Source organism: Providencia sp. PROV252, from assembly GCF_033676005.1.
In the GTDB taxonomy this organism is placed as follows: Bacteria; Pseudomonadota; Gammaproteobacteria; order Enterobacterales; family Enterobacteriaceae; genus Providencia; species Providencia vermicola.
Genome location: NZ_CP096294.1, coordinates 2,452,184 through 2,467,197, shown reverse-complemented (window position 1 = coordinate 2,467,197; position 15,014 = coordinate 2,452,184). Strand labels below are relative to the sequence as shown.

The 15,014-nt window shown below is 41.7% G+C and carries 11 protein-coding genes and 1 pseudogene; 4 read left to right on the top strand and 8 right to left on the bottom strand.

The genetic code is table 11. From position 1 onward, the window contains the following. Nucleotides 1-199: 199 nt before the first annotated feature. The 6 genes and pseudogenes from mgtE to purM form a co-directional block, all read right to left on the bottom strand. A pseudogene (gene mgtE, locus M1F05_RS11400) lies at nucleotides 200-1,480 on the bottom strand (magnesium transporter); the annotation flags it as partial. A gap of 365 nt (nucleotides 1,481-1,845) precedes the next feature. Beyond that, the gene (gene ppx, locus M1F05_RS11395) at nucleotides 1,846-3,375 is read right to left on the bottom strand and encodes an exopolyphosphatase (RefSeq protein ID WP_206086517.1); all 1,530 of its coding nucleotides are present in this window, start codon (nucleotides 3,373-3,375) and stop codon (nucleotides 1,846-1,848) included. Between the two features lie 4 nt (nucleotides 3,376-3,379). Further along, nucleotides 3,380-5,449: a polyphosphate kinase 1 gene (gene ppk1 / locus M1F05_RS11390; RefSeq protein ID WP_206086530.1), complete on the bottom strand. Its 2,070-nt coding sequence runs from the start codon at nucleotides 5,447-5,449 to the stop codon at nucleotides 3,380-3,382. Between the two features lie 54 nt (nucleotides 5,450-5,503). Further along, a complete protein-coding gene (gene speG / locus M1F05_RS11385) occupies nucleotides 5,504-6,091 on the bottom strand; it encodes a spermidine N1-acetyltransferase (protein ID WP_206086537.1) in 588 nt (195 codons plus the stop codon). A 245-nt stretch (nucleotides 6,092-6,336) separates the two neighbouring features. Next, nucleotides 6,337-6,975, bottom strand: coding sequence for a phosphoribosylglycinamide formyltransferase (gene purN, locus M1F05_RS11380; RefSeq protein WP_206086538.1), 639 nt, complete (start codon nucleotides 6,973-6,975; stop codon nucleotides 6,337-6,339). Further along, complete coding sequence (gene purM, locus M1F05_RS11375; RefSeq protein WP_206086540.1) at nucleotides 6,975-8,015, bottom strand: phosphoribosylformylglycinamidine cyclo-ligase; 1,041 nt, start codon at nucleotides 8,013-8,015, stop codon at nucleotides 6,975-6,977. The genes purN and purM overlap by 1 nt, the downstream gene beginning before the upstream one ends. A gap of 358 nt (nucleotides 8,016-8,373) precedes the next feature. Here purM and upp point away from each other — a divergent pair, with 358 nt between their 5' ends. The 3 genes from upp (at nucleotide 8,374) to hda (ending at nucleotide 11,235) form a co-directional block, all read left to right on the top strand. Continuing rightward, nucleotides 8,374-9,000 (top strand): uracil phosphoribosyltransferase, encoded by a 627-nt coding sequence (gene upp / locus M1F05_RS11370; protein ID WP_206086546.1) that lies wholly within the window; start codon nucleotides 8,374-8,376, stop codon nucleotides 8,998-9,000. A gap of 108 nt (nucleotides 9,001-9,108) precedes the next feature. Beyond that, nucleotides 9,109-10,401 carry a uracil permease gene (gene uraA, locus M1F05_RS11365; RefSeq protein WP_206086548.1) on the top strand — a complete coding sequence of 431 codons (1,293 nt, stop codon included), beginning with the start codon at nucleotides 9,109-9,111 and terminating at the stop codon, nucleotides 10,399-10,401. 129 nt (nucleotides 10,402-10,530) lie between these two features. After that, nucleotides 10,531-11,235 (top strand): DnaA inactivator Hda, encoded by a 705-nt coding sequence (hda, locus tag M1F05_RS11360; RefSeq protein WP_206086630.1) that lies wholly within the window; start codon nucleotides 10,531-10,533, stop codon nucleotides 11,233-11,235. Between the two features lie 654 nt (nucleotides 11,236-11,889). Here the strand turns inward: hda and arsC are convergent. Then, complete coding sequence (gene arsC / locus M1F05_RS11355; RefSeq protein ID WP_206086555.1) at nucleotides 11,890-12,246, bottom strand: arsenate reductase (glutaredoxin); 357 nt, start codon at nucleotides 12,244-12,246, stop codon at nucleotides 11,890-11,892. A 9-nt stretch (nucleotides 12,247-12,255) separates the two neighbouring features. Then, a complete protein-coding gene (locus M1F05_RS11350) occupies nucleotides 12,256-13,719 on the bottom strand; it encodes a tetratricopeptide repeat protein (RefSeq protein ID WP_206086556.1) in 1,464 nt (487 codons plus the stop codon). A gap of 196 nt (nucleotides 13,720-13,915) precedes the next feature. On the opposite strand from M1F05_RS11350, the gene M1F05_RS11345 reads away from it, so the two are divergent. Then, nucleotides 13,916-14,980, top strand: coding sequence for an AI-2E family transporter (locus tag M1F05_RS11345; protein WP_206086557.1), 1,065 nt, complete (start codon nucleotides 13,916-13,918; stop codon nucleotides 14,978-14,980). The last annotated feature ends 34 nt before the right edge of the window (nucleotides 14,981-15,014 follow it).

Here is a 15,014-nt window from a genome sequence, read left to right as displayed (position 1 = left end):
ATAAACACTAAATATAATTATTTGAATGGTAATTTTAATCTATATAATAGATGAACTTGCTAATAAAATAATAAATACTTTGCAATGCAATGAGCTTTCTACGTTAAGTTTGAAATATTTGTGTGGTTTTTATTGGAAATGGCGGAGTTTTATAAATCGTGCATGCTCAACGCTCTCGCTGAACATGCACGAACAAAGATTATACTAAGAATAGGGTAGCGAGGCCGAGGAAAATAAAGAAGCCGCCAGTATCGGTGATAGCTGTAATCATTACGCTAGAGCCAATAGCAGGGTCTTTCCCCATTTTGATCATAATAAGTGGGATAAGCACACCCATTATTGCCGCCATCAATAGGTTTAGTACCATTGCAAGCGTCATCACTGCACCCATGGCAAGATCGCCATAGAGGAAATAGGTGACTACCCCCATGATACCGCCCCAGACAATACCGTTGATAAAGGCGACACCCAGCTCCCTGAGCATTAAGAAGGAAAAGCTACCACTTTGGATCTGGTGGAGTGCGATCGCACGCACGATCATGGTGATAGTTTGGTTCCCTGTATTTCCGCCAATCCCAGCCACAATAGGCATCAAAGTGGCGAGAGCAACCAGCTGAGAGATGGTGTCTTCAAACACACCAATCACACGGGATGCGACGAAAGCAGTACACAAGTTGATGGCCAGCCATGTCCAACGGGTTTTAACCGCTTGGCCTACAGGTGCAAAGACGTCTTCTTCAGGGCTTAACCCCCCCATACGACGGATGCTGTTATCATTTTCTTCGCTAATATTATCAACGATGTCTTCAACCGTCAGACGACCCATCAGTAAGCCATTGCTGTCCACAACGGCAGCAGAAATTAAGTCATACCGTTCGAACGCGCTCGCTGCGTCTTCCCCTTTTTCATCAGGCAGGAAGGTAACCGTATCCGTTTTCATGACGTCGGCGACGATTTTATCGGGTGATTGTGTCAAAATGGTGGTTAGAGGTAATTCCCCTTGCAGATAATTGTTGTTATCTACTACGAAAATTTTATCGGTGGCTTCTGGAATTTTGCCGCGTTGGCGTAAGTAACGTTGTACTGTTTTTAAGGCTACGTTTGGACGAACGGTGACGAATTCGAAATCCATCATTTGGCCGACACTGTCTTTTGCGTATTGTAAAACTTCGCGAATACGGCTGCGTAGGCTTGGTTCTAAATAGGTTAACAGGCGGCGCATGGTGTCGCGCGGAAGATGTTCGGCAATGTAGGCTTGTTCATCCACATGTAAGCTAGCAACCGCGCGTAGCAATTCTCTATCCGACATGTCTTTAATCAGGCTGTCCCATACAGAGACAGAGGCCTCGACGAGTACTTCACCGCGCTCGTTATTATCGACTAAACGCCATAAGGCGAGACGTTCATCGTAGGGTAACATTTCTAAAATATCGGCGATATCCGCGGTGTGTAAATCGAGAAGTAATTCTTTAACAGTACTGATTTTTTCACTAATTGCTTTGTCATCAATACTGACGTGTTGATCATTTTCAACAAGTGCGTGGACGAATTCCTCGTCATCTAAAAAAAGCGTCAGGATCTGCTGGCGAATGTGTGCCAGCTTTTGTGAGTGCGGGTTAACTATTGGCCCCACATCGTTTGAGAAAGCAGATTGTGACATTTTAATCCTTAAAACAATAGCCGCGCCGAAGCGCGTTTTATTAATTCGTCTGTGAGCGGACGAAATTTATTATCATTATTGTCGCCCATTTGAATAATATATCAAATAGTCGCACCAAACAGGCAGTGATTTCCGCGTTTAGCGTGAAAAAAACAAGAAGAAATCACCACAATAATGGCTGAAAGTTATTTATTCTCCGCGCATATACTTAATGACCAACCAGGAACATCTTCCCAATAAGCACTTTCTTTTTCTAAATCCAATAACATCAAGGCATTTTGCTCAAGATATTCTGCAGGTAAATAAAGTGTCCAATATCCATCGTCTGTTTCGATGCGCAAAGATGATGGAATGGTGGTGGATTGACGTTGATTATTTAATAAAATAGCGAGCCGCAAAATTTGAATTAACGGCATAAACTGTTTGCGTTTAAATAGGTTAAACTTAGGAATATCATCGTATTTTATGGCTCGGCGATGATTTCTCACTAGCGTAGCTAACAACAGTTGTTGTTCTTGGTTAAAGCCAGGCAAATTGGTATTTTGCAAAATATAAGCGGAGTGGCGATGCATGCCACTATGGTTAATGCTTAATCCAACTTCATGAAGCATCACTGCCCAAATTAAAATAGACTCTAATTGTGGATTGATTTGTTTAGGATTTTGTTGACCCCATTGGTAATAAAGTTCTTCCATGGTTTTCAACACCCGTTTTGCTTGTTCTCTATCAATATTGTAGTGCTCAGCAAGGCTTAAAGCAGTACGTTGGCGAATATCTTGGTGGCGAAAACGGCCCTCCATTTCATATAAAACCCCTTCGCGCAGTGCGCCATCCGATAATCGTAATTCTTTAATCTCTAATGAGTCAAAAACCGCCAGTAAAATCGCTAAGCCAGGAACAAAAACCTGTTTGCGTTCATTGGACAGTCCAGGAATATCCAGAGAAGAAAAAGTTTTATATTTCAACGCCATATTTTTTATTTCAGTAAGGCGTTCACGGGTAATCATGCCGTCTTTGTAACCAAGTTCCACTAAAACCCCGTGTGCTGCTTTAATGGTCCCCGACGCCCCCATTGCGACATCCCATGTGTATTTTTTAAATAGAATGGCAGTGCTTTCTAATTTTAAACAAGCCGCAAGGTAAGCACGGTTAAAAAATTCAGGTGTGATAGTTTCATTATGAAAATAGTTTTTTGCAAAGCTGACACAGCCCATTCGGCGGCTTTCAATCAATAAGGGTTCAAATTTTTCACCGATAACAATTTCGGTCGAACCACCACCAATGTCTAAAACCAGTTTACGGCCTTTTTCTGGCTGGGTATGTTCGACACCCATAAAAATTAAACGGGCTTCTTCTTGCCCTGAAATAATTTCAATAGGATAGGGTATGATCTCTTTTGCGCGTTGCAAAAAATCTTTCACATTGGTGGCGACACGTAAGGAATGGGTGCCCACAATGCAGACGTTATCGGGGGAAAAGCCTTGCAGGCGTTCGGCGAATAGTGCTAAACAAGAAAGCCCGCGTTCCATCGCTTCTTCACTTAATTCATTGGTATCGCTCAGTCCATCAGCAAGGTGAACACGTTTTTTTAGGCGGGTAAGTACTTGAAGCGCACCATTGACAACGCGCGCAATCACCATATGAAAGCTATTTGAACCTAGGTCAATGGCCGCAATTTCTTGGGGTCTTGGTGCTGATGATGTTGTTATTGGCATAGTATCAAGCTCGGGTATCTGGCGTTTCAAGTGATTTCAAATGTTCATAAATGGCAAGTTGAGAACGAATTTTTCGCTTGTTGCCGCGGGGAACATAATGATTACTTAAATCTTTGTCAACATAACGCGCTTTTACAGTATCACTGAATTGTAATTCCAGAATATCCAAAACCCGTTGTTTTAAAAGGGGATCGACTAATTGAACCGCGACTTCAATTCGGTAGTCAATATTTCGAGTCATCCAATCAGCTGAAGAAATAAAGACTTTTTCGTCTCCTGCGTTGGCAAACACATAGACGCGGTCATGCTCCAAAAAGCGGTCAACAATGCTGGTGACTTGAATGTTTTCACTGTAACCCGCTTGGCCAGCCACTAGCGAACACATCCCACGAACTAATAAACGAATTTTTACCCCTGCATTAGAGGCATCATAGAGCTTATCAGTCAGTTCTTTATCAACCAAGTTATTAATTTTTAATGTAATTCCACTTGGTAGACCTTCCAGAGCGTTGGTAATTTCTTGGTCAATTAGCGCAGTTAACTTTGTCCGTGTATTTTGTGGTGAAACCATCAAATTATCGAAGGTGACAGGGCGATATGGGTTTTCAATAAAGCTAAATACGCGGCGCACTTCATTGGTGATTTGCTCGTTAGCCGTTAGTAAGGAATAGTCGGTATACAACCGTGCCGTTTTTTCGTTAAAGTTTCCAGTCCCAATGTGGGCATAACGGACAATTTGGCCTTCTTCCATACGGGAGATGATAAATAACTTGGCATGAATTTTCAGACCTGGCGCGGAGAAAATAACATGCACACCCGCTTCTGTTAATCGTTTAGCCCAATGGATGTTCGCTGCTTCATCAAAACGTGCTTGTAATTCAACGACCACAGTGACTTTTTTGCCGTTGTGTGCCGCGTGGATCACGGAATCGATGATGCGTGAATCTTTTGCGACACGATAAATATTGATTTTAATGGATATCACATTTGGGTCGAATGAGGCTTGGCGCAATAACTCCAAGGTATGCTCAAAGGTATAATACGGGTAATACAGCAACACATCGCGTTCCCGAATGGCATCAAAACCGTTACGGAAATTATCAAACCAGCGGTGGCGCAAGCGAGGCAATGGTTTGTTTAATAGATTTTTATTTCCTTCATTGGGGAAATTAATAAAGTCTTTGAAGTTATGATAACGGCCACCCGCAATGACGGAGTCATCGTTGGATAATCCCAGTTTTTCCCGCAACAAGGCGACCATTTCATCAGGCATATCCCGTTGATAAACAAAACGCACAGGCTCTGCGGTTAAGCGCTGTTTTAACGTCGACGACATGATTTCCAGCAAGCTGGACTCCATTTCGGTAGCGATATCATACTCGGCGTCACGCGTCATTTTCATGGAATACGCGTTAAGTTCGTCGTAATCGAAAAAGCCTTTGAAAATTTCGTCTAACGTATAACGAAGAATGTTATCAATTAAAATCATGGATTTACGACGCTTTGGCATCTCAGGCGGGAGATTAACAAAACGCGGGACTTTATCCGATGGAATTTCTAGCAGTGCATATTGAATGTCATTGCCATTAATTATCTCAACCGCAAGATAGGTATAGTCATCTTTTAAAAATTCAACTAAATCTGTGTCTGGGTTGATTAAAATCGGTGTAATATGTTGGCGCAGATTTTGGCGAAAATATTGGCGCAACCAAATTTGTTGGCGTGGGGAAATCTGTCGCTCATTAATCAGGAAGATTTGGTTACGGGCCATTTCAAGCAATAAATCATTATATAAAACGTCAAACTCTTGTTCTTGTTTGGCGACTTTTGCTTGGATGCGCTTAAGTAAATGGCGAGAGCCACTGGCAGAGCCACGTTCTTCATTAATTAAAATACGGCGCTTCACGTCGGCGAAGCGCACTTTATAGAACTCGTCTAAGTTATTGGAATAAATGCCCAAAAAACGCATTCGCTCAATTAACGGGTTACGCTTATCGGCGGCTTCTTGCAAAACGCGCTCGTTAAAAGACAGCCAGCTTAGCTCTTTTTCATGATAGAGACGTTCTTGGGACATTCTGACTCCGTATTAGACGCTTGTTACTTAATGGCGATTGTATCAGCCAGTTAACTAAATGTGATGCTTAATTGCTTTATCTTGTGCGATGACGCTTTCAGGGTTCTCTGATTGCTGTTTCATTGCAAAATATTGCTGTTGGAAAACGCACATACGGATAGCCGTATGGTAGCGACCATTCACGAAAAACTCATCAATCAATTCACCTTCAGTATGGAAGCCAAGTTTATTATAAATGTGGATCGCTTTGACATTTTCTTTATCAACAATGAGATAAAGCTTATACAAATTTAATACAGAGAAAGCATAGTCCATTGCCAGCCTTGCTGCACGGCTCGCATAGCCATGGCCTTGGTGGTGCGGTGCAATGATAATTTGGAACTCAGAACGGCGGTGAACATAATCAATTTCAACCAATTCAACTAACCCGACTTTTTCGCTATCATTTTCCACGATAAAACGGCGTTCGGATTGGTCATGAATATGTTTGTCGTAAAGATCACTTAGCTCAACAAAGGCCTCGTAAGGCTCTTCAAACCAGTAGCGCATCACACTGGCGTTGTTATCAAGTTGATGAATAAACGCTAAATCTTCACGTTCAAGTGGGCGCAACCTAAACGGATGAACTTGCCCGGTAGTCATAAAACACCTCTATTGGTTATGAAAAAACATTTTTTGCTTAAATAAGGATACCACTTATTTGGGATAAAATAATGACATAACACAGAGAGATCATCCCCTTGTTGAAGAATAGTTCACTTTATGCAGAACTAAGTGGTTAATCGCTGAAAAAACAATCAATTGACAGATTGTATATTCGCCAATTTTAGTGCAACAAAAAGGGTGGAAATTCCACCCTTTGAATCGTTATTTATACAGAAAATAAACTACTCATTAGCATAACCCTGTTGAGGGAGCACTTTACCATCTAATACGGCTTTACCTTCAACCATGGTCAAGCGGTTATCACTAAACCATTGTACAACCAGAGGGTAAATAGTATGTTCTTGCGTTTTTACTCGTTCAATGAGGTCTGCTTCGGTATCTTCAGGGAAAATAGGAACTTTAGCCTGTAATATCACAGGGCCACCGTCTAATTCCTCAGTGACAAAATGAACGGAAGTACCATGTTCTTTATCACCATTTTCCAAAGCCTTACGATGAGTATGTAGCCCAGGGTATTTAGGCAATAAAGAAGGGTGAATATTGAGTAATTTCCCTGTGAAATGAGTGACAAAATCAGGGGATAAAATACGCATAAACCCAGCTAAGACTACCAAGTCTGGTTGGTATTGTTCAATAAGCGCTAATAAAGCGGCATCATAGGCTTGGCGATTGCTATACGCTTTTGCATCAAGACAAGCGGCAGGGATCCCTGCCTGCTGTGCCCGCACTAGTCCATAAGCCGTGTTTTGGTTGCTCACTACGGCCACAATGCGACCCTTTATTGTGCCTGACTGGCAACCTTCAATGATCGATTGTAAGTTACTGCCACTGCCAGAAATGAGGACAACGATTTTTTTCATTAGCGGATCACAACCTGCTCTTCACCCGCAGGTAATTGGCCGATTGAACCAATTTGCCATGCGTTTTCACCCAGTGATGTTAATAACGCTAATGCGGTATTGACTTCACTTTGTGGCAGGGCAATGATGATGCCAACACCGCAGTTAAAGGTGCGGTACATTTCATGGGTACTGACATCACCCGCGTTTTGTAGCCAACTAAAAACTGAAGGCCATTGCCAGCTACTACCATCAATAATCGCTTGGGTATTATCCGGTAGAACGCGTGGGATATTTTCCCAGAAACCGCCGCCTGTAATGTGTGCGATCGCATGAATGTCATTCTTCGCAATCAGCTCTAACACGTTTTTCACATAAATACGTGTAGGTTCTAATAAATGGTCAGCCAATGATTTGCCATCTAATTGTTCAGTTTCGGGGTTCGTTTTGCTGACTTCTAAAATTTTACGCACTAATGAATAGCCGTTTGAGTGAGGGCCACTTGAGGCGAGGGCGATTAGCGCATCACCTGCGCTGACTTTGCTGCCATCAATGATTTCAGAGCGCTCAACTACACCAACGCAAAAGCCTGCAACGTCATAGTCTTCACCATGGTACATTCCTGGCATTTCAGCGGTTTCACCACCCACTAATGCGCAGCCAGATTGTTTACAGCCATCGGCAATTCCCGTGATGACGCTGGCAGCGGTATCAACGTCTAATTTACCTGTCGCGTAGTAATCAAGGAAGAATAATGGCTCAGCGCCTTGAACGATAAGGTCATTAACGCACATGGCAACAAGGTCAATCCCGATTGAATCATGGCGTTTTAAATCCATTGCCAGACGTAATTTTGTCCCAACGCCGTCGGTACCTGAAACAAGTACGGGCTCGCGGTATTTTTGTGGCAGGGAACATAATGCACCGAACCCACCAAGACCCCCCATCACTTCGGGACGACGCGTTTCTTTTACGACACCTTTAATACGTTCAACCAGTGCGTTACCTGCATCAATATCGACACCGGCATCTTTATAGCTGAGAGAGGTTTTATCAGTCACTACGGCCCCCAAGGCAATTACATTTTTGAAAAAAATAACATCATGGGCAGTATTCTAACAGGCTAAGCAAACGTTTGCGATAGCTTTGTGAATGAAAATTATTATGGCTGAAAATGGCAGAAAGTGAGCCTGTTCACAAGGTGAAATATGCCCAATATTTAAATATTGGCAAAAAAATAAATTCAGGAGATCATCAACATGCAACTTAACCGATATGGGGTATACTATTTTAAAAAAGTTTGCCTAATCGTTGCTGTTTTGACCAAAATCAAACGTAATCTAGTGGCATTCATGGTTAAAAGAGTTATAATCCCGCGATTTTTTTGTCCGCCAGCGTCTAAAATAGTAGGAGAAACCCATGAAGATCGTTGAGGTAAAACACCCTCTCGTTAAACATAAACTTGGCCTGATGCGAGATCATGATATAAGCACCAAACGCTTTCGTGAACTGGCCTCAGAGGTTGGTAGCCTACTGACTTATGAAGCAACCGCTGACCTAGAAACTGAAAAAGTGACTATTGATGGTTGGTGTGGTCCTGTCGAAATAGAACAAATTAAAGGTAAGAAAATCACTGTAGTCCCAATCCTCCGCGCAGGTATCGGTATGATGAATGGTGTATTGGAAAGCATTCCTAGCGCACGTATCAGTGTGGTTGGTGTGTACCGTGATGAAGAAACACTGCAGCCTGTCCCTTATTTCCAAAAATTGACTTCAGATATCAATGAGCGTATGGCGTTAGTTGTTGACCCTATGTTGGCAACGGGCGGTTCGATGATCGCGACTATCGATTTACTGAAAAAAGAAGGGTGTAAGTCAATTAAGGTTTTAGTCTTAGTTGCTGCACCTGAAGGGATCAAAGCATTAGAAAAAGTCCACCCAGATGTTGAGCTGTATACCGCTTCCATTGACCAGCATCTCAATGAAGAAGGTTACATTGTTCCAGGCCTCGGTGATGCGGGCGATAAGATATTTGGTACTAAATAAAAATGAGCCGACTGAGAAGTCGGCTTTTTTTTGATTTATTAAATGAAATCAATGTTTGCAAGTCTTCGGCCACTTGCATAAATCATAGCTAAAAGGGGATAAGCTCAAATGACACGTCGCACTATTGGTGTTGAAGAAAGACCACCATTACTACAAACTATTCCACTGAGTTTTCAGCATCTTTTTGCGATGTTTGGCGCAACCGTTGTCGTACCTATTCTGTTTGGTGTAAACCCAGCAACTATCTTGCTGTTTAACGGAATTGGTACATTAATCTACTTGTTTATCTGTAAAGGTCAGATCCCTGCTTATTTAGGCTCAAGTTTTGCCTTTATTTCACCAGTGTTAATTCTATTGCCATTGGGTTATGAACTGGCATTGGGTGGTTTTATTATTTGTGGTGTGTTGTTTTGCCTTGTGGCGTTAATCGTCAAAGTGGCAGGAAGGAGCTGGATCAATGTGATGTTCCCGCCAGCGGCGATGGGAGCAATTGTTGCTGTTATCGGCTTAGAACTCGCCCAAACGGCGGCAGGTATGGCAGGTTTACTGCCAAAAGATGGCGCGGCGGTTGATACTAACACTTTAATCATTTCATTAACCACGTTATCGGTGACTATTTTATGTGCGGTCATGTTCCGTGGTTTCTTATCGATTATCCCTATTTTAATCGGTTTTTTAACGGGTTATGCGTTGTCATACTTTATGGGGATTGTGGATTTTACCCCAGTGATTGAAGCGCCTTGGTTTGCAATCCCAACATTCTATACTCCACGTTTTGAGTGGTTTGCTATCCTCACTATTTTACCTGCGGCGTTAGTCGTTATCGCAGAACACGTAGGCCACTTAGTGGTTACGGCCAATATCGTTGAACGGGATTTGATGAAATCCCCAGGTTTACACCGCTCGATGTTTGCTAACGGTTTTTCAACCGTGTTATCTGGTTTCTTTGGTTCAACGCCAAACACCACGTATGGTGAAAATATCGGTGTGATGGCAATTACCAAGGTTTACAGTACTTGGGTCATCGGTGGGGCAGCGATTATCGCTATTTTGTTATCGTGCATTGGTAAATTAGCCGCTGCAATCCAATTAGTGCCTGTACCTGTGATGGGGGGCGTTTCATTATTACTGTACGGAGTTATTGGTGCGTCAGGTATTCGCGTTCTGATTGATTCGAAGGTTGATTATAATAAGCCTCAAAACTTAATTTTAACCTCTGTGATCTTGATTATCGGGGTGAGTGGCGCGGTTATTCACATTGGCCAAGCTGAACTAAAAGGGATGGCATTAGCGACTATTGTCGGGATCTTTATGGCATTACTGTTCCGTTTTATTACCTTTGTTCGTCCTGAAAAACAGTTTGTAAACAGTGAAGTTAAAGAGCTAAATAACGATAAGTAATCACATTTTTTAATTTATGACAATTGCTGCTGTGGTTAAAGCAGCGGCAATTGAAAGGGATCTTGTTCATCTACCCGCGTTTTTTGTGGTAAACTGTTTAGCGAAAATTGATTTGTACAGCCAGAGGCGATTCTGAACACACCATCACAGCTTTCACTACCACTTTATCTACCCGATGATGAAACCTTTGCCAGCTTTTATGCAGGGGAAAATGAAGCGTTGCTGTCTGCTATAAAATCTGCAATCAATCAAGCACATGGTAGCTATATTTATTATTGGTCACGTGAAGGTGGCGGAAAAAGCCATTTACTCCATGCTGCGTGCGCAGAGCTTTCAGAGCAAGGCGTTGCTGTTGGGTATGTTCCTTTAGATAAACGTGCCTATTTTGTGCCTGATGTCCTTGAAGGTATGGAAAACCTATCACTGGTGTGTATTGATAATATTCAATGCATAGCTGGGGATGAGGAATGGGAAATGGCGATGTTCAATTTATATAATCGTATTCTCGAAATTGGCCGTACCTGCTTGTTGATCACCAGTGATCGTCCACCTCGTCAAATTGACCTTAAACTGCCTGATTTAGCTTCCCGTCTCGACTGGGGGCAGATTTACAAACTACATCCATTAAGTGATGAAGATAAAATCTACGCCTTACAATTACGTGCTCGCATGCGGGGTTTTGAATTGCCTGAAGATGTATGCCGTTTTGTGCTTAAACGCCTCGACAGAAAAATGGGTACGTTGTTTGATATTCTCAACAAGTTAGATCACGCCTCGATTGTTGCCCAACGCAAACTCACCATTCCGTTTGTTAAAGATATTCTAAATCTATAGTATTATTACTGCCTTAATTATTAATATAGCCTTAAACTTGAATGGCAAAGGTATTTAAAATAATAAATATAAAAGATATGGTTAGTTGACTATAAAAAAGAGTATTTTAGATTTTTCTTTACGATAAAATAAAGTTAGGAAACTCAATCATAAACGAAAGGGAATATGCAGGTTTTATTTTATTAGATAAAAAATGAATATATGGTCTAGTGGGCTGAAAGAACGATTTTAACACATATGCCATCCATATCTGCTCCTCCAAAACAATCTAAGTACCCTAATATTATTGGTAGTGCCACGGGTGCTATATCATCAGAATTAACGAAGAAAAATATAGATGACAACTTAAAAGGAGATAATGAATAAATGAAAATTTTGTTGTACTTTATCTATTTTTATTTAAGTTTATTTGTTATTTTTTGGCGTTATAGTCATAAGCCAATTAATTAACCAATTAAATATACTCTATAAGGTTGGTAAATCTTCTTATGGTAAAAGTGATTTTATTGAAGCAATAATAATTTCAAATATAGTGGGCTTCTCCACTGCTTTTTTTTAACCATACTGAGCTATATGGAATATAAAGGTCAGAAATAACAAAAAACCAGTCTTAATTTTTCAGTGAGACTGGTTTTTGCTTATTAAGAGGGATTTTTACAAAATCTCCAACACTTGCTCAGGTGGACGACCTAAACGGGCTTTATCACCATTAACCACAATAGGGCGTTCAATCAATTTAGGGTTCTCATGCATCGCTTTAATGAGTTGATCTTGCGTTAAGCTGTCATCACTCAAATTCAACTCTTTGTATAAGTCTTCTTTTGTGCGCATTAATTGACGAGCATCTTTAAAACCTAGCATTTTCAATAATTTTTTAATCTCAGCAGCAGTCGGTGCTGTTTTTAAATATTCAACCACCGTTGGTGCGATCCCTTTTTCTTCTAAAAGCGCTAAGGTTTCACGGCTTTTAGAGCAACGCGGGTTATGGTAAATCTTAATTGAATCCGTCATTTTGAGTCCTTACGGTTTTGCATTTTCATCACGTAATTGTAGTTTTCTCAATGCATCGATACGTGCATCGTAGCGTTGTTGTTCATAACTGCCTAAACGGCTTTGGCGGCTGGCATCACTTAAATAATTGATTGCTGTGTCATAACCACCGCGTAGTGCGAGGCCTTCTGCATAAGCCGCGAGTTCTTCGGGGCGATTGCCTTGTTTTGCTGATGCTTCAGCCAACAAATCCCAACCAATTGGGTCATCAGGATAATCAAAAGTGTATTTGTTCAGTAACGTGGTCGCTTCTTTATACTGATGGTTGTTGATTAACGCGTTCGCTAAGTTAACAATAAACACCGTGTTTTTCGGTGATTTTTTGAGTGCACCTTGCAGGCGAGTGATGGCTTTAGTTGCTTGATTTTGCTCGATATCAACATCTGTCATGCTATCGATAAACCACGGATTATCGGGCTGTTTATTTAATAATTCAGTGAGAATTTTACCTGCATCTGCGTATTTTTTATCCTGTGAAAGGATCAGGGCTTTACCATATTGCGCAGCAAGCTGTTCGTTTTGCGAACCTTTCTCGTAATTTTCGATGATCTGGTCAAGGGCATGCTTTTGCTCTGTGCCATACATGGCTAAAATACGGACACGGGCTAACATAAAATCTAATGATGAAGGCACACTGGCTTTGGGTAACTGACTTGAACGGTTACGTGCATCCGCTAAACGGCTGTCGGGAAGGGGGTGCGTTAACAAGATTTCAGGCGGTTTAGACATATAGCGCGTTTGATCTGCCATGGTTTGCATAAAATCCGCCATTGCATGAGGATCAAAACCCGAACGGCGCAATGTTTGCAGCCCAATACGATCTGCTTCTTGCTCATTCGCTTGTGTGAAACTAATCCTACCTTGTTGCACACCCGCCATCGTACCTGTTAGTGCAGCAAAACCCGCTTGTGGATTGGCCATGACTAAAAGGAGTGAGCCAATTGTCCCTGCAATGGCTAACGGCGTGGTGCTTTTTTGGTCTTCCATCATTCGCGCAAGGTGCCTTTGCGTGACGTGAGAAATTTCGTGAGCCATAACAGAAGCGAGCTGGCTTTCATTTTGGCTATAACGGAATAAAGCGGAGTGCAGCACCACATTGCCGCCAAAATAAGCATAGGCGTTAATATTTGGGTTATTGACTAAATAAAACTTAAACGGGGTTTTAACTGAGTCAGCATTCTTCACTAAACGCATGCCAATCTTGTTAACATACTGAGTTAACAAGGGATCGTAAATTAGTGGTGTGCTGGCGCGAATTTGCCGGGTAATGGCATCACCCATAATAATTTCTTGGTTAATGCTAAGCGTGCCACCCGCAGTGGTACCGATGTCAGGTAAGGTATCTTCAATTGCACTATAAGCAGGCAAAACCGCACCATTGACGAGTGCAGCGATCATGAAAGCCAATAATGGGTATTTCAATTTTTTTTTCATGAAACGTGAGTATCCCATACAACGTTTAAAATTTAGGGTAAGTGCCAACTTTATTTCGAGTACATAAACACAAGGCATCAAATAACTCGAAAAGTTTAAAACACATGATAGCAAAAGCTATCGTAAAATCTGTTATTCGGTATAATTTTCGTTAATTTAGGAACTGTCCTTCGCATTAATTCCTCGGGAGCAACACATGCTGGAATTGTTTTTACAATGGTACCGTCGGCGTTTTGCCGATCCACAAGCCGTGGCACTGTTTACATTGTTGGTCTCAGGTTTTGTGATCATCTTCTTTTTCAGCAGTATACTGGCTCCATTGCTGGTGGCAATTGCCTTGGCGTATTTACTTGAATGGCCAACAAATATACTACAGCGCGCAGGGTTATCCCGCGCAGTTGCCGTGAGTATTATTTTGACCTTGTTTGCAGGAATAAGTGCCATGGTTATTTTAATTATTGCGCCAACGGCATGGCAGCAAGGTATTAATTTGATAGCCGATCTCCCCAATATGGTTAACCGCTTCAATGAGTTTGCTCAAAAACTCCCTGAGCAATACCCTGCATTAGTCGATGTTGGGATCATAGATATGATGGCTGATAACTTACGTAGCCGTATGTCTGGGATTGCTGATTCCGTGGTTAAGGCTTCGGTAGCATCACTAATTGGCATTTTTTCCCTTGCGGTGTATTTAGTGTTAGTGCCATTAATGACCTTTTTTCTACTAAAAGATAAAGAACGTATTAGTCGCAGTTTCTTAAAATTGCTACCTAAAAACCGGTTATTAGTCGGGAAAGTTTGGGTCGAAATGAACGAGCAAATCACCAATTACCTACGCGGTAAAGTGACGGAAATGGTGATTGTCGGTGTCGCAACCTATTTATGTTTTGCCTATTTCGACTTGCGCTATGCGGTATTGTTATCGGTGCTAGTCGGTGTCGCGGTACTCATACCCTATATTGGTGCAGTTGCTGCCACCATTCCTGTGGTTATTGTCGCGTTATTTCAATATGGGATTGGCAGTGAATTTTGGTATCTGATGTTAGTTTATTTGGTCATTCAAGGGCTGGATAGCAACGTTGTAGTGCCATTACTGTTTTCAGAGGCTGTTAACTTACACCCATTGGTGATTATTTTATCCGTGGTGGTATTTGGCGGATTGTGGGGCTTTTGGGGGGTTTTCTTTGCAATCCCGTTGGCGACTTTAATTAAAGCAGTAATCCATGTTTGGCCAGAAGAGCCAGTAGAAGAGGCTAAATAAGAAATCAATCATAGTGCTGTATGGGATATACAGC